General features: G+C 70.4%; 20 protein-coding genes. 11 read left to right on the forward strand and 9 right to left on the reverse strand.

Going from position 1 to position 24,189, the window contains the following annotated elements; translation table 11 throughout:
* Positions 1–129 precede the first annotated feature (129 nt).
* The gene (gene glnA / locus ITJ60_RS08465; RefSeq protein ID WP_194647631.1) at positions 130–1,554 is read right to left on the reverse strand and encodes a type I glutamate--ammonia ligase; all 1,425 of its coding nucleotides are present in this window, start codon (positions 1,552–1,554) and stop codon (positions 130–132) included.
* A 141-nt stretch (positions 1,555–1,695) separates the two neighbouring features.
* Here glnA and ITJ60_RS08470 point away from each other — a divergent pair, with 141 nt between their 5' ends.
* Positions 1,696–2,151, forward strand: coding sequence for an RDD family protein (locus ITJ60_RS08470; protein ID WP_123292673.1), 456 nt, complete (start codon positions 1,696–1,698; stop codon positions 2,149–2,151).
* Positions 2,152–2,352: 201 nt separating this feature from the next.
* Here the strand turns inward: ITJ60_RS08470 and ITJ60_RS08475 are convergent, their stop codons facing one another.
* Positions 2,353–3,066, reverse strand: coding sequence for a DUF4191 domain-containing protein (locus ITJ60_RS08475; protein ID WP_111087017.1), 714 nt, complete (start codon positions 3,064–3,066; stop codon positions 2,353–2,355).
* A gap of 128 nt (positions 3,067–3,194) precedes the next feature.
* On the opposite strand from ITJ60_RS08475, the gene ITJ60_RS08480 reads away from it, so the two are divergent.
* Positions 3,195–4,025, forward strand: coding sequence for a hypothetical protein (locus tag ITJ60_RS08480; protein WP_194647632.1), 831 nt, complete (start codon positions 3,195–3,197; stop codon positions 4,023–4,025).
* A gap of 111 nt (positions 4,026–4,136) precedes the next feature.
* Here the strand turns inward: ITJ60_RS08480 and sucB are convergent, their stop codons facing one another.
* The 3 genes from sucB to ITJ60_RS08495 form a co-directional block, all read right to left on the reverse strand.
* Positions 4,137–5,636, reverse strand: coding sequence for a 2-oxoglutarate dehydrogenase, E2 component, dihydrolipoamide succinyltransferase (sucB, locus tag ITJ60_RS08485; protein WP_194647633.1), 1,500 nt, complete (start codon positions 5,634–5,636; stop codon positions 4,137–4,139).
* Between the two features lie 73 nt (positions 5,637–5,709).
* Positions 5,710–7,083 carry a dihydrolipoyl dehydrogenase gene (lpdA, locus tag ITJ60_RS08490; RefSeq protein WP_123292677.1) on the reverse strand — a complete coding sequence of 458 codons (1,374 nt, stop codon included), beginning with the start codon at positions 7,081–7,083 and terminating at the stop codon, positions 5,710–5,712.
* Positions 7,084–7,237: 154 nt separating this feature from the next.
* A complete protein-coding gene (locus ITJ60_RS08495; protein WP_194647634.1) occupies positions 7,238–8,716 on the reverse strand; it encodes a leucyl aminopeptidase in 1,479 nt (492 codons plus the stop codon).
* A 75-nt stretch (positions 8,717–8,791) separates the two neighbouring features.
* On the opposite strand from ITJ60_RS08495, the gene ITJ60_RS08500 reads away from it, so the two are divergent.
* The 6 genes from ITJ60_RS08500 to ITJ60_RS08525 all read left to right on the forward strand — a co-directional run bounded on the left by ITJ60_RS08500 (position 8,792) and on the right by ITJ60_RS08525 (position 15,258).
* Positions 8,792–9,721: a proteasome assembly chaperone family protein gene (locus tag ITJ60_RS08500; protein WP_194647982.1), complete on the forward strand. Its 930-nt coding sequence runs from the start codon at positions 8,792–8,794 to the stop codon at positions 9,719–9,721.
* Positions 9,722–9,877: 156 nt separating this feature from the next.
* On the forward strand, positions 9,878–11,197 hold the full coding sequence (locus ITJ60_RS08505; RefSeq protein ID WP_123938178.1) for an MFS transporter: 1,320 nt from the start codon (positions 9,878–9,880) through the stop codon (positions 11,195–11,197).
* Between the two features lie 193 nt (positions 11,198–11,390).
* A complete protein-coding gene (locus ITJ60_RS08510; RefSeq protein WP_123292681.1) occupies positions 11,391–12,641 on the forward strand; it encodes an RNA polymerase sigma factor in 1,251 nt (416 codons plus the stop codon).
* Between the two features lie 4 nt (positions 12,642–12,645).
* Positions 12,646–13,905 carry a MurT ligase domain-containing protein gene (locus tag ITJ60_RS08515; protein WP_194647635.1) on the forward strand — a complete coding sequence of 420 codons (1,260 nt, stop codon included), beginning with the start codon at positions 12,646–12,648 and terminating at the stop codon, positions 13,903–13,905.
* A complete protein-coding gene (locus ITJ60_RS08520) occupies positions 13,902–14,675 on the forward strand; it encodes a type 1 glutamine amidotransferase (protein WP_194647636.1) in 774 nt (257 codons plus the stop codon). The genes ITJ60_RS08515 and ITJ60_RS08520 overlap by 4 nt, the downstream gene beginning before the upstream one ends.
* A gap of 97 nt (positions 14,676–14,772) precedes the next feature.
* On the forward strand, positions 14,773–15,258 hold the full coding sequence (locus tag ITJ60_RS08525; protein WP_194647637.1) for a hypothetical protein: 486 nt from the start codon (positions 14,773–14,775) through the stop codon (positions 15,256–15,258).
* Positions 15,259–15,337: 79 nt separating this feature from the next.
* Here ITJ60_RS08525 and ITJ60_RS08530 read toward each other — a convergent pair whose 3' ends face one another.
* Positions 15,338–15,562 (reverse strand): hypothetical protein, encoded by a 225-nt coding sequence (locus ITJ60_RS08530; RefSeq protein WP_071255055.1) that lies wholly within the window; start codon positions 15,560–15,562, stop codon positions 15,338–15,340.
* A gap of 168 nt (positions 15,563–15,730) precedes the next feature.
* Between ITJ60_RS08530 and ITJ60_RS08535 the strand changes: the two genes are divergently transcribed.
* Positions 15,731–17,857, forward strand: coding sequence for a DNA gyrase/topoisomerase IV subunit B (locus ITJ60_RS08535; RefSeq protein ID WP_194647638.1), 2,127 nt, complete (start codon positions 15,731–15,733; stop codon positions 17,855–17,857).
* A gap of 456 nt (positions 17,858–18,313) precedes the next feature.
* On the opposite strand, the gene ITJ60_RS08540 is transcribed toward ITJ60_RS08535, so the two are convergent.
* Entirely contained in the window at positions 18,314–20,800 is a 2,487-nt protein-coding gene (locus ITJ60_RS08540) for a DNA gyrase/topoisomerase IV subunit A (RefSeq protein ID WP_194647639.1), read from the reverse strand.
* Positions 20,801–20,826: 26 nt separating this feature from the next.
* Between ITJ60_RS08540 and ITJ60_RS08545 the strand changes: the two genes are divergently transcribed.
* On the forward strand, positions 20,827–21,993 hold the full coding sequence (locus ITJ60_RS08545) for an alkaline phosphatase family protein (RefSeq protein ID WP_194647640.1): 1,167 nt from the start codon (positions 20,827–20,829) through the stop codon (positions 21,991–21,993).
* A gap of 48 nt (positions 21,994–22,041) precedes the next feature.
* Here the strand turns inward: ITJ60_RS08545 and sepH are convergent, their stop codons facing one another.
* Positions 22,042–23,067 carry a septation protein SepH gene (gene sepH / locus ITJ60_RS08550; protein ID WP_194647641.1) on the reverse strand — a complete coding sequence of 342 codons (1,026 nt, stop codon included), beginning with the start codon at positions 23,065–23,067 and terminating at the stop codon, positions 22,042–22,044.
* A 276-nt stretch (positions 23,068–23,343) separates the two neighbouring features.
* Here sepH and ITJ60_RS08555 point away from each other — a divergent pair, with 276 nt between their 5' ends.
* The gene (locus tag ITJ60_RS08555; protein WP_031263038.1) at positions 23,344–23,643 is read left to right on the forward strand and encodes a DUF4193 domain-containing protein; all 300 of its coding nucleotides are present in this window, start codon (positions 23,344–23,346) and stop codon (positions 23,641–23,643) included.
* A 103-nt stretch (positions 23,644–23,746) separates the two neighbouring features.
* On the opposite strand, the gene ITJ60_RS08560 is transcribed toward ITJ60_RS08555, so the two are convergent.
* Positions 23,747–24,178, reverse strand: coding sequence for a DUF3093 domain-containing protein (locus ITJ60_RS08560; RefSeq protein WP_111086383.1), 432 nt, complete (start codon positions 24,176–24,178; stop codon positions 23,747–23,749).
* Between the last annotated feature and the right edge of the window lie 11 nt (positions 24,179–24,189).

Genomic DNA, 24,189 nt, shown 5'->3' on the forward strand with positions numbered 1-24,189 from the left:
AGTCGCCGCAACTGCCCGACCCGCCGAAGCGACAGATTCCTGCGGATGGTTCGCGGCACACAGTCGCTGTCGCGGAACACACGAGGGCCCCGCACCTGACGGTGCGGGGCCCTCGTGTGTCAGCGACGATCAGACGCCGAAGTACAGCTCGTACTCGAACGGGTGCGGGCGCTGCGCCAGCGGGAGGATCTCGTTCTCACGCTTGTAGTCGATCCAGGTCTGGATGAGGTCCTCGGTGAAGACGTTGCCCTTCGTGAGGAACTCGTGGTCCGCCTCGAGGAAGTCGAGCGCCTCGTCGAGGGAGCCGGGGACCTGCGGGATGTTCTTCGCCTCTTCCGGCGGGAGCTCGTAGAGGTCCTTGTCGACGGGCTCGTGCGGCTCGATGCGGTTCTGGATACCGTCGAGGCCCGCCATCAGCTGTGCGGCGAAGGCGAGGTACGGGTTGCCCGAGGCGTCCGGCGCGCGGAACTCGATGCGCTTGGCCTTCGGGTTGGTGCCCGTGATCGGGATGCGGATCGCAGCCGAACGGTTGCCGGCCGAGTACACCAGGTTGACCGGCGCCTCGAAGCCCTTGACCAGACGGTGGTACGAGTTGATCGACGGGTTCGTGAAGGCGAGCAGCGCCGGAGCGTGCTTCAGCAGACCGCCGATGTACCAACGGGCGAGGTCGGACAGGCCGCCGTAGCCGTTCTCGTCGTAGAAGAGCGGCTTGCCGTCCGACCAGAGCGACTGGTGGGTGTGCATGCCCGAGCCGTTGTCGCCGAAGAGCGGCTTCGGCATGAACGTGGCGACCTTGCCCCACTGGTCCGCCGTGTTCTTGACGATGTACTTGAACTTCAGGATGTCGTCCGCAGCGTGGACCATCGTGTCGAACTTGTAGTTGATCTCCTGCTGGCCGCCGGTGCCCACCTCGTGGTGCGAGCGCTCGAGCTCGAAGCCCGCGTCGATCAGCTTGAGGGTGATGTCGTCGCGCAGGTCAGCGGTCTTGTCGACCGGCGACACGGGGAAGTAGCCGCCCTTGTACGGGGTCTTGTTGGCGAGGTTGCCGCCCTCTTCGTCACGACCGGTGTTCCAGGCGCCCTCTTCGGAGTCGACCGCGTAGAACGACTCGTTCTGGGTGACCGAGTAGCGGACGTCGTCGAAGATGTAGAACTCGGCCTCGGGGGCGAAGAACGCGGTGTCCGCGATGCCCGTCGACGCGAGGTACTTCTCGGCCTTCTTCGCCACCTGGCGCGGGTCGCGGCCGTAGATCTCGCCGTTCCGCGGGTTGTAGATGTCGAAGATCATGATGAGCGTGCGCTCGGCGCGGAACTGGTCCACGTAGGCGGTGGTCACATCGGGGATCAGCTGCATGTCGGACTCGTGGATCGACGCGAACCCGCGGATCGAGGAGCCGTCGAAGAGCTGGCCGACCGAGAAGAAGTCCTCGTCGACGGTCGAGGCGGGGATGTTGAAGTGCTGCTGCACACCCGGCAGGTCCGTGAATCGGATGTCGAGGAACTTGACGTCGGTGTCCTTGATGAAGGCCAGGACCTCGGAGGAATCGCTGAACATGGGGGCCGATCTCCAATGGGTTGGGTGATGTCGGAGGTACCGATCAAGGCACCTCCGACGAGGCTATTGACACGGGGTTTCCCGGACGTGACTGAATTGTTTCGGGCGTGTTACGGGCGGCCGGTCGCCTACGCTTGGGGCATGGCTCGCAGCTCCTCCAGTCCGTCCGCGCCCTCCGAGCACCCCGACGGCTGGCCGGGCAAGGACCTCGGTCTGCCGGAGGAAGGACCCCGCAGCGTCGGGCGGATCGGACGGCGGATCGTCGCCCTGCTCATCGACGGTGCACTCGCCGACCTCATCGCCTACGTGACCGGGGTCTGGTCGCCGGTGAACGGTTCCGGGGACATCGCGCACTCGTGGGTGCAGCTGGCGATCTTCGCCGCGCTCCAGGTGCTCTTCATCTGCCTGCTGTCCGGATCGTTCGGGCACATCTGCGTCGGGCTGCGCGTCGTGCCGATGCGCGGGGGCTACGTGGGGGTGTGGCGTCCGGTCGTCCGGACCGTCCTGCTCTGCCTGGTGGTGCCGGCGCTCATCATCGACCGGGACAGCCGTGGCGCGCACGACCGCATCGCCGGCACGGTGCTCGTCCGCCGCTGACCCCGGCCCGCGCCCGCGCCCGCGCCCGCGCCGGCGCGCGCCGCACCGCACGGTGCGAGGTTGATCACTCCGTGCGTCGTTCCTTCCTCGCACCGAGTGAACAACCTCGCACCACCCGCGGCGACCACCGACCCCAGCGCGCGCAGAACGCCCCCGACCTGGCACGGTCGGGGGCGTTCTGCGTGGTGGTTCGGGGACGGGTCAGCGCGGACGTCCGGCGCGGGCACGCATCGGGTCCATGCCCTTCGGGATCGCGGCGGCGGGGCTCTGCGTGAGCGAGTCGAGGCGGTTCGCGACGGCCAGGACCTCGTTGCGGTTGAGCGACTTCTTGAACTTGTTCATGGCACGGGGGAGCTTGTGCAGGGTGAGGGTGTCGTCGCCGTCACCGACGCTGACCACGTGGACCGCGACGTTCGGGACGATGCGCTGCACCTTGCGACGTTCTTCGTCGACCTGACGCTTCAGGTTGCCGCGCTGGCCCTCGGTGATGAGGACGACGCCGGGACGCCCCACCGCGCGGTAGACCGCGGACTGCGAGCGTCCGTGCACGGCGACGGGCATCTCGCTGGAGCGCCACTGTCGACGCAGCGAGTTGGAGAGCACCGCACCGACGGCGCCGGGCTGGCCCTCGATCTGCGAGTACGCCGCCCGCTCGGCCAGCCGGCCGAGGACGATGAGGAAGAGCAGCACGCCCATCAGGACACCGGCGACGATCCACAGGATCATCGCGAGCCAGTTCTGGCCCGGGAGCACCAGCGCCAGCACGATGCCGAGGACGACGGGGCCGACGAATGCGAGGGCGAACCACCAGACGGACGACGGGTCGGCCCGTCGGGTCATCTGGAAGACCTGGAACATCTGCTTGAGACGCCCCGGCTCCTTCGCCTTCGTGTCTGTGGAAGTGCTGCGTGCCATGCTGACAGGATACGGCCTCCGCGGTCCGGGGGAGACCGCAGTCGGTCCGGCTGTGCGCGAACACGCGTTGTCCACAGACCGGACAGGACGGACAGGAGGCCCGAGCCGCCTCCGCCACGCTCGTCACCATGGACACGAGCACCGACCAGAGCGTCGACGACGCCCGAATCGACCGTTGGGTCGCGCCGGCCGACGACGCTGCCGTGGCGGCCTGGATCGCGGACCGGTGCACCACCGGGCACCGCCACCTGGTCCCCGTCGAGGCGGTGGGCCGCACCGAGGCGGGCGGGCTCGTGACCCTGCTCGACCGCCCACGCGGGACGCCGCTCCCGGTGGCGCTGGACCGCCTCGGCACCCCGACGACCGGGGTCGCGGTGACGCTCTGCGTGCCGCTGCTCGAGCTCCTCGTCGCGGCGGTGGACGGTGCGGTGCGGCTCGGCGTCGCCCGGATCGACGACGTCCTGGTGGACGACGCGGGTGCCGTGGTGCTGTGCGACCGCCCGGCTGGAGCCGTCCGCGACGGGACGGAGCTGCCCGGTGACGATGCTGCACGGGTCCTCGTGCTCGCCGCGCGGGTCGTCTGGGACCGTGTCGACCCGCGAGATCCAAGTCGCGACGACGTGGACGCTGTCCTCCTCGCGGCGCTCGACGGCGACCGCAGCACCGTGTGCGCCGCGCTCGAGGCGGTCCGGGGTGCGGCGCCTCCGCGGCCGTTCCGGTGGACCACACCGCCGGCCGACCTGGTGTTCGTCGAGGCGGACCCGCCGCTCGACCCCACAGGCCCGGCGGCTCGACTGCGCGAGGTCGTCGAGCTCGGCATCCCGCTCGGTGCCGGTCGGCGGTTGCCGCTCCGCCGCGCCGTGGTCGGTGTCGTCGTCGCGATCGGTACGGTCGTCGCCGCGGTGTCCGTGCTCGGTGCCGGAACGGACGCCGGGACCGGTGCAGGTGGTGGTGGCTGACGCGCCCGGACACCCCCGGACGCCCCCGGACGCCGAAGAACCGGAGCGGGAACGGGAACGGCCCCGGCTCCCCACGAGGGGGAACCGGGGCCGTCGGCCGTGGTGCTGGGGTCAGTACCCGAGGTTGGGGGCGAAGTTGCCCTCTTCCAGGCGGTTCTTGACCGCGACCAGGTAGCGCGAGGCGTCCGCACCGTCGATGATCCGGTGGTCGTACGACAGCGCGAGGTAGACGAACGAACGGATCGCGATCGCTTCCTGGCCGTCGACCTTCACGACCGCGGGACGCTTCGTGACGATGCCGGTACCGAGGATCGCCGACTGCGGCAGGAACACCACGGGGGTGTCGAACAGCGCGCCACGCGAACCGGTGTTCGTGAGCGTGAACGTACCGCCCGCGAGCTCGTCGGGCTTGAGCTGGTTGTTCCGGGTGCGCTCCGCCAGGTCCGCGATGGACTTCGAGAACTGCGCCAGGTCGAGCGAGGCCGCGTCCTTGATGACCGGGGTCAGCAGGCCGCGCTCGGTGTCCACCGCGATGGAGACGTTCTCGGACTCCGGGTAGACGATCTCGTCGCCTTCCACGGTCGAGTTGATCTTCGGGTGGGCCTTGAGCGCCTCGGACGCCGCGAGGGCGAAGAACGGCATGAAGGAGAGCTTCGAACCGGTCTTCTCGAGGAACTCCGACTTGTGGGCGTCGCGGAACTGCGCCACCTTCGTGACGTCCACCTCGACGACGCTCGTGAGCTGTGCGGTCGAGGTCATCGACTGCACGGCGCGCTCGGCCACGACCTTGCGCAGGCGGGTCATCTTCTCGCGGGTGCCGCGCAGCGGCGAGACCTCGGCGACGAACGGACCGGACGCGGCGGCGGGTGCAGCTGCACCAGCGGCGGCCGGCGCCTTCGCGACGGCAGCGAGCACGTCCTCCTTCCGGATGCGACCGCCGACACCGGAACCGGTGACGGTGGACAGGTCGACGCCCTGCTCGTTCGCGAGCTTGCGGACGAGCGGCGTGACGTAGCCGGAGGCTGCGCCGTCCTGCGTCGGGTTCGGCACCGCAGCGGCGGTGGTCGCGCTCGGCGCGGCCGGTGCGGGTGCGGCAGCGGCCGGCGCCGGGACAGCGGCCGGGGGTGCGGCGGCGGGCGGCGGAACGGGAGCGGCCTGCGGGACCGGAGCGGCGGCAGGCGGTGCGGACGGGGCCTGCGGGGCCGCGGGCTGCGTCTGTCCGGCGGGGGCCGGCTCGGGCTCGGTGGGCTCCGGGGCGGGGGTCTCGGACTCCTGCTCGGTGCTCGGCTCGGCCTCGGGGGCCTCTGCCTCGGCAGCGGCCTCGTTCGAGGACTCGTCGGACGAACCGGAGTCGGCGGAACCGGAGTCGGACGAACCGTCGCCGATCTTCACCAGCGCGGTACCGACCTCGACGGTCTCGTCCTCCTGCACGAGGATCTCCTCGATGACGCCGGCGACGGGCGACGGGATCTCGGTGTCGACCTTGTCGGTCGAGACCTCGAGCAGCGGCTCGTCGACCTCGACCCGGTCACCGACGTTCTTCAACCATCGGGTCACCGTGCCCTCGGTGACGCTCTCGCCGAGCGCCGGGAGGCTGACGGATTCGCTCATCGGGTGGACTCCTCTTCGCGGGGGGTTGCAGTTGTTGTGGATGTCATTGTCACAGGGCGCGGACTCGTGCGGGTCACAGCGCGTGCAGCGGCTTGCCCGCGAGGTGCATGAACGCCTCGCCCAGGGCTTCGTTCTGCGTCGGGTGCGCGTGCACCAGCGGAGCGATGTCCTCCGGGTACGCCTCCCAGTTCACGGCGAGCTGGGCTTCACCGATGAGCTCGCCGACGCGCGCGCCGATCATGCTCACGCCTACCACGGGGCCGTCGACGACGCGGACGACCTTGACCGAACCGGACGTGCCGATGATGTGGCTCTTGCCGTTGCCGGCCAGGTTGTACTCGTACGAGTCCACCTTGTCGGCGCCGTACTCGGCCTCGGCCTTGGCCTGCGACAGGCCGACGGAGGCGACCTCGGGGTCGGAGTACGTGATCTTCGGGATGTTCTTGTCCTCGATGATCACCGGGTTCAGGCCGGCGATCTCCTCGGCGACGAAGATGCCCTGCTGGAAGCCGCGGTGCGCGAGCTGCAGGCCGGGGACGATGTCGCCGACCGCGTAGACGTTCGGCAGGTTGGTGGCGAGGCGCTCGTTCGTGGTGACGAAGCCGCGGTCCATGGCGACGCCGACCTCGTCGAAGCCGACGTTCTGCGTGACCGGGCCACGTCCGACGGCGACCAGCAGGACGTCGCCGTCGAAGGTCTTGCCGTCCTCGAGCGTCACGACGACGCCGTTCTCGTGCTGCTCGACGCCCTGGAACCGGACACCGAGCGAGAACTCGATGCCGCGCTTGCGGAAGGCGCGCTCGAGCTGCTTCGACATGGATTCGTCCTCGGCCGGGACGAGGTGGGGGAGCGCCTCGACGATGGTGACCTCGGCGCCGAAGGACTTCCAGACGCTGGCGAACTCGACGCCGATGACGCCGCCGCCCAGGATGACGACCTTGTTCGGCACGTAGTCCATGCGCAGTGCGGTCTCGGAGGTGATGACGCGGCCGCCGATCTCGAGCCCGGGCAGGGACTTCGAGTAGGAGCCGGTCGCGAGCACGACGTTCTTGCCGACGATGTTCTGGTCGCCGACCTGCACGGTGTTCTGCGAGGTGAGTCGACCCCAGCCCTCGACGACGGTGATGCCGCGGGCCTTGATGAGGCCCTGCAGGCCCTTGTACTTCGAGGTGATGACGCCCTGCTGGTACTCGATGACCTTCGGGACCTCGACACCGGCGAACTCCGCGATCACGCCGTACTTCTCGGCGTCGCGCGTCGCGTCGGCGACCTCGGCCGCGTGCAGCAGCGCCTTGGTGGGGATGCAGCCACGGTGCAGGCACGTCCCTCCGAGCTTGTCGCCCTCGATGAGCGCGACGCTCATGCCGAGTTCGGCGGCCCGGAGCGCAGCGGCGTAGCCACCGCTCCCGCCACCGAGGACCACGACGTCGTAAGTCTGTTCCGTCACCTGGTGCAACTCCCTCGTGCGTGTCGGGCCGATCGGGCCCTACGTGGACACCGCGGGGGCGGCGTCCGACGGTCGGACCGCGTGGTTCCGGTCCCGTCCCGTGCAGTACCGGTGGGAGGTGCGTCGATGCCCCGTCCCACCGGTACCAAACCTACTACTCGGACTGGAGGTCTTCTGCGAGCGCGATGAGCGTGCGGACCATCACACCCGTCGCGCCCTTGCCGAGCCACCCGTAGCCGCCGCCCTTGTGCTCGGACGGACCGGCGATGTCGAGGTGCGCCCAGGGGATGCCCTCGCCGACGAAGCGCTCCAGGAACTTGCCGGCGAGCAGCATGCCGCCGGCCGGGTTGCCGACCGTGGCGTTGACCATGTCGGCGACGTCGCTGGCGAGCCGGGCGTCGAGTTCCTCGGGCAGGGGCATCGGCCAGATCGGCTCCGACACGCCCTCGGCCACGGCGCGGACCTTCGCGACGAGGTCGTCGCTGCCCATCAGGCCGGTGGTGCGGTCGCCGAGCGCGACGACCTGCGCGCCGGTCAGGGTGGCGACGTCGACGATCGCGTCGGGCTGCTCGAGCGAGGCGGCGGCCATGCCGTCACCGAGCACCAGGCGGCCCTCGGCGTCGGTGTTCGTGACCTCGACGGTCTTGCCGTTCTTGAGGGTGAGGACGTCACCCGGGCGGGTCGCCGTGCCCGACGGCATGTTCTCGGCGAGTGCGAGCCAGGCGGTGACGCGCACGTCGAGGCCCAGGCGTGCGGCGGCGACGGTCGCGGCGAGCACCGTGGCGGCGCCGGTCATGTCGGTCTTCATGCCGAGCATCGACGCCGCCGGCTTGAGCGAGAGCCCGCCCGAGTCGAACGTGATGCCCTTGCCGACGAGGGCGAGGTGCTTCGTGGCGGACTCCGGTGTGTAGCGGACGACGACCAGGCGCGGGGGACGCGCCGAACCACGGCCGACTCCGAGGATGCCACCGAAGCCCTGCTCCTCGAGTGCCTGCTCGTCGAGCACCTCGACCGTCAGGGGCAGCCCCTCGGCCTGCGCGCGGGCGACGTCGGCGACGTCGGCGGGGCCGAGGTCGCCGGCGGCGGTGTTCACGAGGTCGCGGACCAGCGACGCGGCATCGGCCACGATCGCCGGACGGACCGCGGCGTCCGTCGCGGCGGACGGCGCGAGGACCGTCACGCGCTGGTCGCCACGCGTCGGCCCGGTCGTGCCGGCCCCCTTGTGCCGCGTGAAGGCGTAGGCGCCGAGTGCAGCACCTTCGAGTGCGGCCTCGACGAGCACGTCGGTGTCGGTCGGCAGCGCGAGGGCGATCGACGCGGCGTGCGGCAGCTGGCGGACGGCACTGCCGGCGGCCGAGCGGTAGGCGGCGGCGTCGGTCCCGGTGCCGAGCCCGATGAGCGCGATGCTCGCGGCGTCGACGCCGACGGCCGGGATGCGCACGAGCTGGTCCTTGGCGCCCATCGCGCCGATCGCCGCGAGGTCGAGGTCGTCGAGCGCCGAGAACGGCGTCGTGGCCGGCTGGGCGATCGTCGCGGGGGCACCGTCGGCACCGGGCCGGACACCGACCACGAGGACGTCGGCGGAGATCGAGGAGGGGGCGGAGGAGTCGGTGGAGAGCGTCGGTCGGACCATGCTCCAACCCTATCCACGCACTGTTCGCTGTCGGCGTGGCCGTCCCGCGCGGGGGCGTCGGTGGCCCCGCCTAGCATGGGGACGGTGAACCACCCCGAGGAGCTCTACACGTTCGACGAGGCCGCCCCGACCGTCCCGGCCGGGCTGCACCTGGTCGCCGGGCTCACCGGCTTCGCGGACGCCGGTTCGGCCGTTGCCCAGGTCACGACGTCGGTGCTCGAGGACCTCGACACCCAGCTCGTCGCCGAGTTCGATCCCGACGTGCTGCTCGACTGGCGTGCTCGCCGGCCCGTCATCACCTTCGAGCACGACCACATCGCCGCCGTCGAGCCGCCCCGGCTGGCGCTGCACCTCGTGCGCGACGAGATCGGCCAGCCGTTCCTCTTCCTGTCGGGGTACGAGCCGGACTTCCAGTGGAACCGCTTCGTGGACGCCGTCACCGGCCTGGCCGCCCAGCTCCAGGTCGCGGACACCACCTGGGTGCAGTCGATCCCGATGCCGGTCCCGCACACCCGCCCGATCAGCCTGACCGTCTCCGGCACCCGCGCCGACCTCGTCGAGCAGATGAGCGTCTGGAAGCCCGAGACCCAGGCGCCGGCGAACGTCCTGCACCTCGTCGAGCACCGGCTCGCATCCACGGGCGCGCAGGTCACCGGGCTCGTCCTGCTCGTGCCGCACTACCTGTCGGACACCGAGTTCCCCGACGCGGCCGTCGCGGCCCTGTCCGGCATCGCCGCGGCCACCGGCCTCATCTTCCCGACGGACGCCCTGCGCGAAGCGGGTCGCGAGTTCCTCACCCGGGTCGAGGAGCAGGTCGCCGGCAACGCCGAGCTGCAGCGACTCGTCGGTGTGCTCGAGGAGCGGCACGACACGTACATGGAGGGCAACCCGGTCGCGTCGCCGCTCACGGACGTCGACGGCGAGGTGCCGACCGCGGACGCGATCGCGGCCGAGCTCGAGCGCTTCCTGGCGGATCGTCGCACCCAGGGTGACGGCGGCGAGTAGCCGGGTCGGGCCCTGAACGGTCCGGAACGGCGGTCTGGAGGCCCGGGGCGGGCCCGCACCGTTCCTCCCGTCGGTCGTCCGGTCGCGACCAGGACGTCACCAGCGTCGGCGACACACGTCGCGTATCCGGCTCCGCCGGATCGGTAGCCTGTCGGGGTGAACTCCCGTCGCGCGTACCTGATCTGGGGCATCGCGGTGCTCGCCTACGTCCTGGCGGTCGTGCAGCGGTCGTCGCTCGGGGTGTCCGGGGTGGACGCGCAGGACCGGTTCGCCGTCTCGGCGGCGGTGTTGTCCACGCTCGCGGTCGTGCAGATCGCCGTGTACGCCGGACTCCAGATCCCGGTGGGCGTCGCGCTCGACCGGGTGGGGCCGCGCAAGCTCGTCCTGCTCGGCGCCGCGCTGCTCGTGGTCGGCCAGGCCGTCGTGGCCTTCTCGCCGACGATCGGCCCGGCGATCGCGGGCCGGGTGCTCGTGGGCGCCGGCGACGCGATGACGTTCATCTCGGTGATCCGCCTGGTGCCGATGTGGTTCAGCGGCCGGATCCTGCCGCAGATCTCGCAGTGGACGGGCAACCTCGGGCAGATCGGCCAGATCCTGTCGGCGTTCCCGTTCGCCGTGCTCCTGCACGCCGCGGGGTGGACGCCCGCGTTCGGGGTCGCCGCCGCCGCGAGTGCCGTCGGGCTCGTCCTGGCGTTCGTCTTCGTCCGCAACGGCCCCGTGGTCGTGCGGACCGGAACGATCCCACTGCCGCACTCGTGGGGCGCCGCGTTCCGGACGTTCGGGCACGCGTTGCGTCGACCGGGCACGCAGCTCGGGTTCTGGTCCCACTACGTGACGCAGTCGTCCGGCACGGTGTTCTCGCTGCTCTGGGGCGTCCCCATGCTCCGCGGGCTCGGGTACAGCCCCGCCGAGGCCGCCGGCTTCCTGACGATCATCGTCGCCGTCGGCTTCGTCGCCGGGCCGGTGCTCGGGCTGCTGTGCGCGCGGTTCCCGATGCGCCGCTCGAACCTCGTGCTCGGCGTGGTCGTGCTGCTCGCCGTGGTGTGGACCGCGATCCTGCTCTGGCCCGGTCACCCGCCGACCTGGCTGCTCGTGCTGCTCGTCGTGGCGATGGGCATCGGCGGCCCCGGTTCGCTGATCGGGTTCGACTTCGCCCGGACGTTCAACCCGGTCGGTTCCCTCGGCTCCGCGAACGGCGTCGTCAACGTCGGGGGCTTCCTGGCGGCCTTCGTGATGATGTACCTGATCGGGCTGCTGCTCGACGTGATGTCCCGGGTCACCGGCGAGACGGTGTTCGCGTGGGACAACTTCCGGGTGGCCCTCACGGTGCAGTACCTGGTGGTCGGGTTCGGCGTCGCGATGCTCCTGCACGCGCGGCACCGCACGCGCCGGGTGCTCCACGCGGAGGAGGGAATACGCGTCGGACCGCTCTGGGTTGCACTCGTTGCGCGCCTGCGGAAGCGGCACGTGCAATAATGATCACGGACCCACTCAGGACCCCCATCCTGTCGGAGCACTTCGGAGCGCCGATCAACCCGGGGGACTTGACATGGGTCTTAGTGCTGCCCGGAACGGTAGGACTCGACGACGCGGGGGACTGCGGCTCGGGCCCTGGGCGGCGAGGGAGGCCACGACCCCACGAACGTGGCACGACGAGAGAGGTGATCGCATGGCTGCCCGGAGCACGACGATCGATCCCACGAAGGACACTCAGCCCGAAGGTGCTGTGGCAGAGGACGCCACGGACGCCGAGGGAACCGCCGCGCCGAAGAAGCGCGCCACCAAGGCCCCCGCCAAGAAGGCCCCGGCCAAGAAGGCCGCCCCGAAGGCGAAGAAGGTCGACCCCGTCGACGAGGCGAACGAAGCCACCGACGAGCCGACCGAGGACGTCGAGGACACCGACGACAAGGCGATCAAGCCCGACGCCGCCGCAGCGGTCGCCGCTGGCGCGCTCGTCATCTCGCAGACCGACGACGACGAAGCCCCGGTCTACTCGACGACCATCACGGGTGCGACCGCCGACCCGGTGAAGGACTACCTCAAGCAGATCGGCAAGGTCGCCCTGCTCAACGCCGAGCAGGAGGTCGAGCTCGCGATGCGCATCGAGGCCGGTCTGTTCGCCGAGGACAAGCTGCAGCACTCGACCGGGCTGACGAAGCCGGCCGAGCGCGAGCTGCGCTGGGTCGCCCGCGACGGTCAGCGCGCCAAGTCGCACCTGCTCGGTGCGAACCTCCGCCTCGTGGTGTCGCTCGCCAAGCGCTACACCGGCCGTGGCATGCAGTTCCTGGACCTCATCCAGGAGGGCAACCTGGGCCTGATCCGTGCGGTCGAGAAGTTCGACTACACCAAGGGCTTCAAGTTCTCGACGTACGCGACGTGGTGGATCCGCCAGGCGATCACCCGCGCCATGGCCGACCAGGCCCGCACCATCCGCATCCCGGTGCACATGGTCGAGGTCATCAACAAGCTCGCTCGTGTCCAGCGCCAGATGCTGCAGGACCTCGGTCGCGAACCCACTCCGGAAGAGCTCGCCCGCGAGCTCGACATGACCCCGGAGAAGGTCGTCGAGGTGCAGAAGTACGGTCGCGAACCGATCTCCCTGCACACGCCCCTGGGCGAGGACGGCGACTCCGAGTTCGGTGACCTCATCGAGGACACCGAGGCGGTCGTGCCGGCCGACGCGGTGGGCTTCACCATGCTGCAGAAGCAGCTCGAGAGCCTGCTCGACTCCCTGTCCGAGCGCGAGGCGGGCGTCATCCGCATGCGCTTCGGCCTCGGTGACGGCCAGCCGAAGACCCTCGACCAGATCGGTGACACGTTCGGCGTGACGCGTGAGCGCATCCGTCAGATCGAGTCCAAGACGATGGCGAAGCTCCGCCACCCGTCGCGGTCGCAGTCGCTGCGCGACTACCTCGAGTAGGCCGATGCGGTTCTTCATCCCGATCCTGATCGGGCGGATCCTCCGCGCCCTCGCCCGAGCGCGGGGCGGGGGATCCGCCTACCCCGGGTACATCGTGCTCAAGCTGGTGCCGGACTTCCTGCAGCACGTGACGAAGCAGTTCCCGAACGGCGTCGTCTTCGTGCTCGGGTCGAACGGCAAGTCGACGACCACGCACATGATCTCGGACATCGTCCGGGCGCACGGGCTCCGCGTCTTCACGAACCCGTCCGGGGCGAACCTGCCGCAGGGCATCGCGTCGGCGCTGCTGTCCGAGGTGTCGCTGACCGGTCGCCTGAAGGCGGACATCGGCATCCTCGAGGTGGACGAGGCCTTCGCGGTCGAGCTCGCCGGCATCCTGTCGCCGTCCACGGTGACGATGCTCAACGTGCAGGTCGACCAGCTGTACCGGTTCTTCGAGACCGAACGCGTCGCCGACATGATGCTCGACACCGCGGCACTGTCCACGGCGAACGTCATCACGAACCGCGACGACCAGTTCCTCGATGCTTACGCCGCGCGGGCCGGCCAGCGGGTGCTGCGCTTCGGTGCGAGTGCCGAGGTCGTCGCCGCGGCGCCGAACGGCCTGCAGAACGCCGACGACTTCGACCGGCAGGACGCCCAGCCGAACGCCGCCGAATCAGAGGTCGTCGTGAACACCGGTGACGGTGCGACGATCCGCTTCGACGGTGCCGACATCGCGGTGCGCCTGCCCGCACGCGGCCTGCACTACGCGGTCGACGCTGCTGCTGCCACCGCCACGGCCAGCGCGGCACTCGGCACGCAGTTCCGCGCCGACGCCGTCACGAAGGCCTTCGGCACGATGAAGCCGGCGTACGGCCGCGGGGAGCGACTGCCGATCGCCGGTGAGTCCGCCGAGTTCACGATGTTCAAGAACGCCGCGAGTCTCCAGCTCAACCTCGACGCGCTGCCGGACAGCCCCGAGCAGGTCCTCATGGCGATCGACGAGGGCACGCCGGACATCTCCTGGATCTACGACATCGACTTCTCGAAGCTCGACCACGTGGACGTCGTCTCCGGTGACAAGGCCTGGCAGATCGCGATCGCCCTCGAACACGCCGGTGTCCGCATCGGCCGGGTCGAACCCGACGTCGAGGCAGCGATCACGCTCATGGAGCACCTCGGGTCGACGACCAGCGGGACGAAGAACTTCATCGTCAACTACGAGATCATGATGATCGCCCGCAAGGCCCTCGGCCACCCGGACATGGAGAAGACCGCATGACGGCCGACCGGCTGACCATCCTGCACGTCTACCCCCGGCAGATGGGCGTCTCGGGTGACCGCGGCAACGTCGCGGCCCTCGTGCGCCGCGCTGCTGCCGCCGGCCTCGACACCGAAGTGGTCGAGTACGCGCCCGGCGACGACCTGCCCGCGGCGGCCGACGTCGTGGTCATCGGCAACGGCCCGCTCAGCGCGATGCGGTCGCTCGGTGCCGACGTCGCCCGCATCGGTGCTCCGCTCCGTTCGTTCGCGAGCGACGGCGTGCCGGTCATCGCGGTCGGCGGCGGGTTCGACCTGGCGACGAACGAGGTCGTCCCCACCGAGGGTGCTCCGCTCGTCGGGTTCGGCGTGTTCGACGCCCGAGCCGTCCGCGGTGCCGCACGTCGGGTGAACTACTTCGTCCTCGAGACCCGGTACCCGCTGCTCCCCGGCGCGCCGAAGCGCCTCGCTGGCTTCGAGGACCACGCCACCACCATCGAGCTCGCGGCCGGGGTCAGCCCGTTCGCCGACGTCGTGTCCGGTGGTGGCAACCAGGCGGGAGCCCCGGTCGAGGGTGCGATCGTCAGCACGTCGTTCGGCACGCACACGCAGGGTCCGATCCTGCCGCTCAACCCGCAGCTGACCGACGGTGTCCTCGCCGCAGCAACCGCACGGCTGGGTCGCGAGTACGCACCGGACCCGGAGCAGACGGCCACCATCGACCGCTACGCACGCGAAGCGCGCGCGACGGTCGACCGCTACGTCGACAAGGCGTTCAAGCGCATCGCGTGACGCTCACGAAGGCCGGGTCCCGATGGGACCCGGCCTTCGTCGTCTCCGATGGGTGGCAACAATTGCCAGGTTGGTCCGTTGGTGTGCAGGATGTGACATGTTGGAAGCCGACAAAGGAGGCTTCATGCTCACCAACAAATCCGTCCTCGCCCTGGTCGGCGCACTCGTCGTGACACTGACCACTGCCGGAGCCGTCGTCCAGACAGCTCCTGCTGAGGCCGCGACGCCCCGCATCAGTTCGGCCTGCAGTTCGGTGCCGACGACCACGACCGAGTTCGACGGGGTTCCGGGAACGATCTTCTACAAGCGGCTCCAGTGCCTTGGCAGCATGGCCGGGTACTACGGTTACAAGGGGCCGATCGACGGGATCATGGGTCCGAACTCCTGGACGGGCGTCTCCGAGCAGCTCGCGAAGGGCGGGTATTTCCGTGCAGGCGACCTCCACAACTGGCAGAGCCCCGAGATCATCCGGGCACTGCAGCGATGGGCGGCCGCCCACGGCCGCTACAGCGGCCCCATCGACGGTGTCTGGGGGCCGAACAGCTACCGCGGCGCCGCCTGGGCGCTGAACCGCGCGTTCTGAGACGGGCAACAGCAAGACGGGAGGCCCGGTGCCAGCTGGCACCGGGCCTCCCGTCTTGCTGTGCTCGCGCCTTCGCGCGCTACTTCGACTCGTAGAGTCGGCTGCTCTCGTCGTGCCACTCGATGGCGGTCGCCGCGAGCTTGTCCTTGAACTCGGCGCCGTGGTGCGCGCAGAAGAAGAGCTCGCCGCTCGACATGGTGGCTCGGATGTAGGCCTGCGCTCCGCAGCTGTCGCAACGGTCGGCGGCGGTCAGCTGGTGGTTGCTGACTTCGTCGATGGAGGGGTCCTGCACGGTCTGGGTCATTGCTGTGCTCCTCACGGATCGCAGGTGGTGCCGGGTGGTTGCACCATTTCAACACGTGATGCCTGAGAACGATGCATTGTGCAGCGCTGTTTCGCTGAGCGCGGATCGGTTGTCCCCAGTGCGAGTGTCCGCGCCGAGGGTGTCGGTACCGCTCGGTAGCATCGGACGGTGAGCTCCGACTACTCCGCACGCCATCTCTCCGTCCTCGAAGGGCTCGAGGCGGTCCGGAAGCGTCCGGGGATGTACATCGGCTCGACCGACTCCCGCGGGCTCATGCACTGCCTGTGGGAGATCATCGACAACTCCGTCGACGAAGCCCTGGCGGGGCACGGCGACGAGATCGGTGTCGTGCTGCACGCCGACGGTTCGGTCGAGGTCCGCGACACCGCCCGAGGCATCCCGGTGGACGTCGAACCGAAGACCGGTCTGACCGGGGTCGAGGTCGTGTTCACCAAGCTGCACGCCGGCGGCAAGTTCGGCTCCGGCTCCTACGCTGCCTCCGGCGGTCTGCACGGCGTCGGCGCCTCGGTGGTCAACGCCCTGTCCGAGCGCCTCGACGTCGAGGTCGACCGCGGCGGCAAGACCTACGCCATGTCGTTCCACCGCGGCGAGCCCGGCACGTTCGACGACGCCGAGGGCATCGGTCCGGACGCCCCGTTCAGCCCGTTCACCTCGGGCAGTGAGCTGCGGGTGGTCGGCAAGGTGAAGAAGGGCGTCACGGGTTCCCGGATCCGGTACTGGGCGGACCGGCAGATCTTCACCGCCGATGCGCGGTTCAGCACGGACGACCTGGTCACCCGGGCACGGCAGACGGCGTTCCTGGTGCCCGGGCTCGGCATCACGATCACCGACGAGCGCGTGGCCTCGATCGAAGCCGCCGCTGCGCGTGCCGAGGCGACGGGGACCGCCGTCGAGGCCGGCCCGGTCGTCGAGCGCTTCCGCTACGAGGGCGGCATCGGCGAGTTCGTCGAGCACCTCGCGGCCGACACCGCCGTCACCGACGTCTGGCGCGTGCAGGGCACCGGGACCTTCACCGAGACCGTCCCGATGCTCGATGACAAGGGCCACATGGTCTCCACCTCGGTCGAGCGCTCCTGCGAGGTGGACCTCGCGCTGCGGTGGGGCGACGGCTACGAGGCGGTGTTCCGCAGCTTCGTCAACATCATCGCCACGCCGAAGGGCGGCACGCACCAGGCCGGCTTCGAGTCCGGTCTGGTCAAGGCCGTCCGCGCGCAGGTCGAGGCGAACGCCCGCAAGCTGAAGGTCGGGCAGGACAAGCTCGACAAGGACGACGTGCTCGCCGGCATGACCGCCGTGCTGACCGTCCGACTGCCCGAGCCGCAGTTCGAGGGACAGACGAAGGAGATCCTCGGCACGCCAGCGGTCCGCAAGATCGTCGACCAGGTCGTGTCGAAGCGCATCACCGAGATCCTGACGTCGACGCAGCGCACCGAGAAGGCCCAGGCGGCGACCCTGCTCGAGAAGGTCGTCGCGGAGATGAAGACCCGCATCTCGGCCCGCGCCCACAAGGAGACGCAGCGCCGGAAGAACGCGCTCGAGAACTCCTCGTTGCCGACGAAGCTCGCGGACTGCCGGTCGCAGGAGACCGAGGGCACCGAGCTCTTCATCGTCGAGGGCGACTCGGCCCTGGGGACCGCGAAGCTCGCACGCAACAGCGAGTACCAGGCGCTGCTGCCGATCCGCGGCAAGATCCTCAACGTGCAGAAGGCGTCCGTGTCGGACATGCTGTCGAACGTCGAGTGCGCGTCGATCATCCAGGTCATCGGCGCCGGCTCCGGCCGGACGTTCGAGATCGACCAGGCGCGCTACGGCAAGGTCATCATCATGTCGGACGCCGACGTCGACGGTGCCCACATCCGCACGCTGCTGCTCACTCTGTTCTTCCGCTACATGCGACCGATGATCGAGCAGGGCCGGGTGTTCGCCGCCGTGCCGCCGCTGCACCGGGTGGTCGTGGTGAACCGCGGCAAGCCGAACGACACGCTCTACACGTACTCCGAGCAGGAGCTGCAGACCGTGCTGAAGAAGCTCGAGAAGACCGGCAAGAAGTACCAGGAGCCGATCCAGCGGTACAAGGGCCTGGGTGAGATGGACGCCGATCAGCTCGCCGAGACCACGATGGACCGCGCGCACCGGACCCTGCGGCGGGTGAACATCACGCATGCCGAGAGCGCGGCGAAGGTGTTCGAGCTGCTCATGGGCAACGACGTGGCCCCGCGCAAGGAGTTCATCCTGGCCGGCGAGGGTCTGGACCGCGACCGCATCGACGCGTAGCCGCGCGGCGGCGCCCGCCCGAGTCTCGGCGGTGCTGGCCCGAGTCTCGGCCTCAGCGACTCGTCTCGGACTGCGGGCTCCGAGTTCGGTCGCTCAGCCCGAGTCTCGGTGCCGCCAGAGCGACACCGTGCCGCCACCGTGCGCGGTCCGTACCGCCAACGCGACAGTGTCCCGCGAACTGTTGGCGGACTTCTGTCGCTTCCGCGTTGGCGGAGCGAGCGGTCTGGACGGGGCTGGCCCGCGCCTCCCGGCCAGCGAGTCTCGCGGTGGGCGACCGGACTCGGGTGCCGGACCGCGAACGATGTCGCGCAGACCGAGTCTCGGTGCCGCCAGAGCGACACCGTGGCGCCACCGTGCGCGGTCAGTGCTGCCAACGCGACAGGGTCCCGCGAACTGTTCGCGGGACACTGTCGCTTTCGCGGAGAGAAGCCCGCCAGAGCAGGGCGCCGCCGCGCCCTACGCGTCGCCAGCGGTGCCGTCGAGCGCCGCGGCACTGCCCCCGATCGAGCCGATGACGGCCTCGAGCGGCGCCCCCGACCCGTCACGCTTCGACAGCCAGTCGGGCAGGGTCCGCGCGGCGCCGTCCGTACCGACCGCATGCGGGGGAGCGATGCCCGCCCAGCCCACGGTGAGCCCGTCCTCGCCCTTCAGGAACGCGTGCGCCCGGACACCCTGGGTCGCCCGGCCCTTGGCGGGGAACTCGGACAGGGCGGAGACTTTGGCGCGTCCGGAGTCGGTGCCCGGCAGTGCCGTGGAGGTCGTGGACACCGTGGCGACCACAGCGTCGTCGGACCGGGCGACGGACCCGAACCAGATCACCGAGGACCCGGACGCCAGCGCCATGCCCGCGACACCGCCGGCCGGCAAGCCCTGGGCACGGACGCCGGACGCGGGGAAGCGCAGGAGCTGGGCGTTCGAGCTGATGAACACCAGGTCGTCGGACTCGGGTGCCTGGGCGGCGCCGACCACCGCATCGCCGGGCTTCAGGCTGATGGCGACGAACTCGGGCTTGTCGGGCCAGGCTCCGGGGACGACGCGCTTCACGACGCCCTGCGCGGTGCCGATGGCGAGGGAGTCCGACGACGCGCCGGACAGGTCGACGAGTGCAACGACCGTCTCGCCCTTGGTGAGCACCAGGAAGTCGGTGACCCGTACGCCGGCGTCGAGGCGGACCGCGGCGGGCGGCACCGCCGGCACGTCGACGGGGGAGAGCCGCAGAACCCGCCCGGTCGAGGTCAGCGCGCCGACCTGGCCCCGGACGGTGCTCACCACGGCGGACCGGACGGCGTCGTGCTTGGAGCGCTTCGGTACCCGGACGATGCTGAGCTCCGACGTCGGGATGTCGACGCGGATGAGCCGTCCGGTGGTCGAGAGGAGCACGCGGCACGGCGAGTCGGCGACCTGGAGCGACTCCGGGTCGACCGCGGCCTTGCGACCGCCCTTGACGGGGGCGTCGGCCTCGGTGAGCAGGGTGCGGCGGGGGGTGGCGAACTTGTCGGAGACCTCGGTGAGCTCGAGCGCGACCTGGGCACGGAGCCGTTCGTCGGACGCCAGGAGTTCCTCGAGCGCAGCGATGTCGGCGAGGAGCTGGTCGCGCTCGGCCTCGAGCTCCATGCGCGAGAACTTCGTCAGGCGTCGGAGCCGCAGTTCGAGGATGTACTCGGCCTGCACCTCGGACAGGTCGAAGACGTCGCGGAGACGGCTCCGTGCGGCCTCGGAGTCGTCCGAGGTGCGGATGACCTGGATCACCTCGTCGATGTCGAGGATCGCGATGAGCAGTCCCTCGACCAGGTGCAGCCGCTCGCGACGACGCGCGAGTCGGTACTCCGACCGCCGGGTGACGACCGACAGCCGGTGCTGCACGTAGACGTCGAGCAGCTCGCGCAGCCCGAGCGTGCGCGGCGACCCGCCGACGAGCGCGACGTTGTTGATGCCGAAGCCGTCCTCGAGCGGAGTGTGCTTGTACAGCTGCTCGAGCACCGCGGTGGGGTTGAACCCGCTCTTGATGCCGATCACGAGCCGGAGCCCGTGGTTGCGGTCGGTCAGGTCGTTGACGTCCGAGATGCCGACGAGCTTCTTGGACTGGACGCCGTCCTTGATCTTCTCGATGACGCGCTCGGGGCCGACCAGGTACGGCAGCTCGGTGACGACGAGCCCGACCTTGCGCGGGGTCAGGTTCTCGACGCTCACCTTCGACCGGGTGCGGAACGTGCCACGCCCGGTGGCGTACGCGTCGCGGACCCCGGAGAGCCCGACGATGGTGCCGCCGGAGGGCAGGTCCGGCCCCGGCACGAACTCCATCAGCTCTTCGAGGGTGGCCTGCGGGTTCATCAGCAGGTGCTTCGCGGCCTCGACCACCTCGCCCAGGTTGTGCGGCGCCATGTTCGTCGCCATGCCGACCGCGATGCCCGACGCGCCGTTGACGAGCAGGTTCGGGAACGCCGCGGGCAGGACGCCGGGCTGCATGATCTGGTTGTCGTAGTTCGGGACGAAGTCGACGACGTCCTCGCCGAGGCCCTCGGTCATCGCCATCGACGGTTCGGCCAGGCGGGCTTCGGTGTACCGGGCGGCAGCGGGACCGTCGTCGAGCGACCCGAAGTTGCCGTGGCCGTCGATCAGCGGCACGCGCATCGTGAACGGCTGCGCCATCCGCACCAGGGCGTCGTAGATCGCGCCGTCGCCGTGCGGGTGCAGCTTGCCCATCACCTCGCCGGTGACGCGGGCGCTCTTGACGTGCCCGCGGTCGGGCCGCAGGCCCATCTCGGCCATCTGGTACAGGATGCGCCGCTGGACGGGCTTCAGGCCGTCGCGCGCATCGGGCAGCGCCCGCGAGTAGATGACGGAGTACGCGTACTCGAGGAAGGAGCCCTGCATCTCCTCGGAGACGTCGACGTCCTCGATGCGCTCACCGTCGGGCAGGCCGACTGCGTCCGTGCGTGCCATGGCACCTTTCTGGAAGACTCGTTGGAATGGGAACAAGCGTACCGACGGCCCCCGACGCCGCCGCGAACCTCGCCGACGTCTTCCCGAGTTGCCTCGTGGCGCTCGGGGTTGCGGACGGCGCGTGGTCGCGAGACCACGGCCTGGAGGCCCGGATCGCCCTCCGTCCCGCCCGTTCCGCGATCGTCGTCCTGGTCGACGGCCTCGGGAGCGTCGCGCTGTCGGCTCGCGCCGGGCACGCCCGCTGGCTCACGGCCGCCAAGGGCTCCGGCACCGCGAAGAAGCTGCGCAGCGGGTTCCCGACCACGACGGCCGCGGCACTGAGCACCCTGACCACCGGACGGTCGCCCGGCACGCACGGCGTCGTCGGCTACAGCGGCTGGAACCCGGACACCGGCGCCGTGATGAACCTGCTCGGCGGGTGGGACACCGAGGTCCCCGCGGACTGGTTCCTCACCGAGACGCTCTTCACCCGTGCCGCGGAGCTCGGCGTCGACCCCGTCGTCGTCGGCCCCGACCGGTACCGGGCGTCGGGCATGACCGCGAACGTGCTCGGCGGCGCGCGGTACGTGTCGGCGGACACGATCCCGGAGCGCATCGACGCCGCCCTGGCCGAGACCGCCACCGGTCGGTCGCTCGTGTACCTGTACGTGCCGGAGCTCGACTCGATCGGCCACAAGTCCGGGTGGCAGTCCGACCGGTGGACGGCGACGCTCGAGCTGCTCGACGGTGAGCTCGCGCGCCTCGATGCAAGCGGTGCGCCGGACGTGGGTGTCCTCGTCACCGCGGACCACGGTGTGCTCGACGTGCCCGACCACGCGAACATCGCCATCGACCCGCTCCTGTTGACGGACGTCGTCGGGGTGGCGGGCGATCCGCGGTGCCGCCAGCTCACGGTGGCACCGGGCACCGACGTGCGCGGGCTGGTCGGGGCGTTCCGAGCGCGCTACGGCAAGAAGGCGTACGTCGCGAGCCGCGACGAGGCGATCGCCGCCGGGTGGTTCGGTGCGGTCTCGCCGCAGGTGGTCCCGCGCATCGGCGACGTGATCGTCGTGGCGCGCGGGTCGTGGGCGTTCAACGACGACCGCGCGCTGCGTGACGGCGAGGTGCCGAAGCGCATGATCGGCCAGCACGGCGCGATGACCGACGAGGAGACGTTCGTCCCGCTGCGGCTCGCCGGGGCGTTCGCGCAGTAGCAGCCGGCCGCGACCGACCACGCGGTCACCGCCAGCCGGACGGTCGGCTCAGGCCGGGTCCTCCGGGCGGGTGCCGAAGACGATCTCGTCCCAGCTCGGCATCGACCGACGGTTGCGCTTCTTGCGCTCCGCACGGCCCTCGGCTTCGGGCGCCGATGCCGGACGGGCGTCGGCCGACGGCGGGACGGTGTCGCCCTCGGGCTCGTCGTCGAACCCCTGCAGCGGGATGTCGACGACGCTGATCGAGGTTCCGCGGGCCGGCTCGTCGCGCTGCTCGCCGAACGAGGCGGCCTCGCGCTCCCCGCGGCGGCGACGGAGGGCCTCGAGCAGGTCGGCGGTCTCGTTGCCGGGTGCGCGCTCCTCGACGGCCGCCTGGCCGATCCGGGGCAGCGGTGCTCGGAGCGGCGCGCGGTCGGGGACGTCGGGGTTCGTGACGGACTCGTCCTCTTCCTCGACGCGGAAGGCGCCGGAGTCGAAGCGGGTGCCGTCGTCGTGCTGCTGCTCGTACTCCACGGCGCGCAGGCGGGGCGCGATGCCCTCGTCGTCGGTGTGCGAGAGCCGGTGCGCGTCGCCGTTGTCCGGCACGAGCGTCGAGGTCTTCGGGTCGAAGCGCCACTGGGCGTCGTGCTCGACCTCGGCGGCGGTGTAGCGGACCCGGACCTGCCAGCCGCTCTCCGGGTGCTTCCACGAGCCCCAGCTGATGGCGGTGGCCTCGCCGGCCTCGAGCTTCGCGGTGATCGCCGCGCCGAAGGTGTCGGGGGCCTCGTCGTCGACCGGGGTCACCGGGACGCGGTGCGAGGCGTCGAGGACGAAGGCGCGCTCGGCGAGCACCGGGCCCTCGAAGCGTCGGACGTACTCGACGTCGACGTCGAGCGCGGCCGCGACGTCGGCGGCGTCGGCACCGCCACGGATGCGTGCCTGGACGTCCTTGGGGGAGACCCGCTTCTGCGGACCGGCGTCGGGGTTGGCCTGGCGGACCTGCCCCGGCAGGGAGGACGTGACGGGCAACCGGAACTCGGTACCGCCGTCGGTGGCCAGGAGGATCGCGCCTGCCTCGACTCCGATGACTCTCACGTCTTGCATGGTCCAGCCTTCCCAGCGTCGCGTACGGTCGTGCGTCGTACCCCGTGAGTATGCAGTGGTCGCGGACGGTTTCCACGGAGGCGCACGGGCGTGCCGCGGAGTCTGCGAAACAGTGGCGACGGGTGTCGGGAATGTCCCGATCCGGTCACGGGTTGCAGCGCCGTGACGACCCGCCGCAGATCTCGGTTTGCACTCTGGCGGGCTGTAGTGCAAACTGTCGCCGCCGATCACCCGGCGACGACCTCTCGATACGAGAAATGGATGGGCATGGCCACCGATTACGACGCCCCCCGGAAGACCGATGACAACTCCGATTCGGAGTCGATCGAGGCCCTCAAGGAGCGCGTTCCCGACAAGATGTCGGGGGTCGTCGACGATGATTCGGACAACCCCGGCAGCTTCGAACTCGCCGGGCAGGACCTGAGCGACGTCGACCTCGACGTCGTGGTGCTGCCCCCGCAGGTCGATGAGTTCACCTGCGTCGAGTGCTTCCTCGTGAAGCACCGTTCCCAGCTCGACCACGAGTCGAAGCTCGGGCCGGTCTGCGCAGAATGCGCGGCGCTCTAGACGCACCGATGACCGAAGGCCCCGCATCCTCCAGGATGCGGGGCCTTCGTCGTGCGGTGCGGGGCGGACGTGCGCCGGGCCTCCCGGTCGTCCGCAGGGTCCGTCAGGACCGGAGCGCCTCGACCACCTTGGTGGGCTGCCGGACGCTGACCAGCCAGTAGGGCGTCGGGTCGGCGTCGTCGCGGACCTCGACCTTGACGACCCCGCGTACGTAGCCGCGGAAGAGCGTCCACGCTCGCGCGTCGAGCTTCGGGCCGCGCTGCGTGGTCGCCTCGGCGCCCTCGAACGCCTCGACGCTGCCGACGAGAGCGCGGGGGAGGTGCGCCTTGCCGGCGCGGAACTCGCTGTCCGTGACCTCGATGGTGGGTGCGAGTGCCCACAGGAGCACGAGGACGCCGAGCTCCATGCCGATCGCCACGAGCACCCCGGCGAGCACGCTGATGGGCAGGAACACGAGCAGGGTGGCGGGGATGACGAGCGCCGTCGCCAGGTACAGGGCGGGCGGGGCCCAGAGTCGTTCGCGGTACAGGGTCACGGGTCCATTCG

It is taken from the genome of Curtobacterium sp. VKM Ac-2884, assembly GCF_015350945.1.
Classification (GTDB): Bacteria; Actinomycetota; Actinomycetes; order Actinomycetales; family Microbacteriaceae; genus Curtobacterium.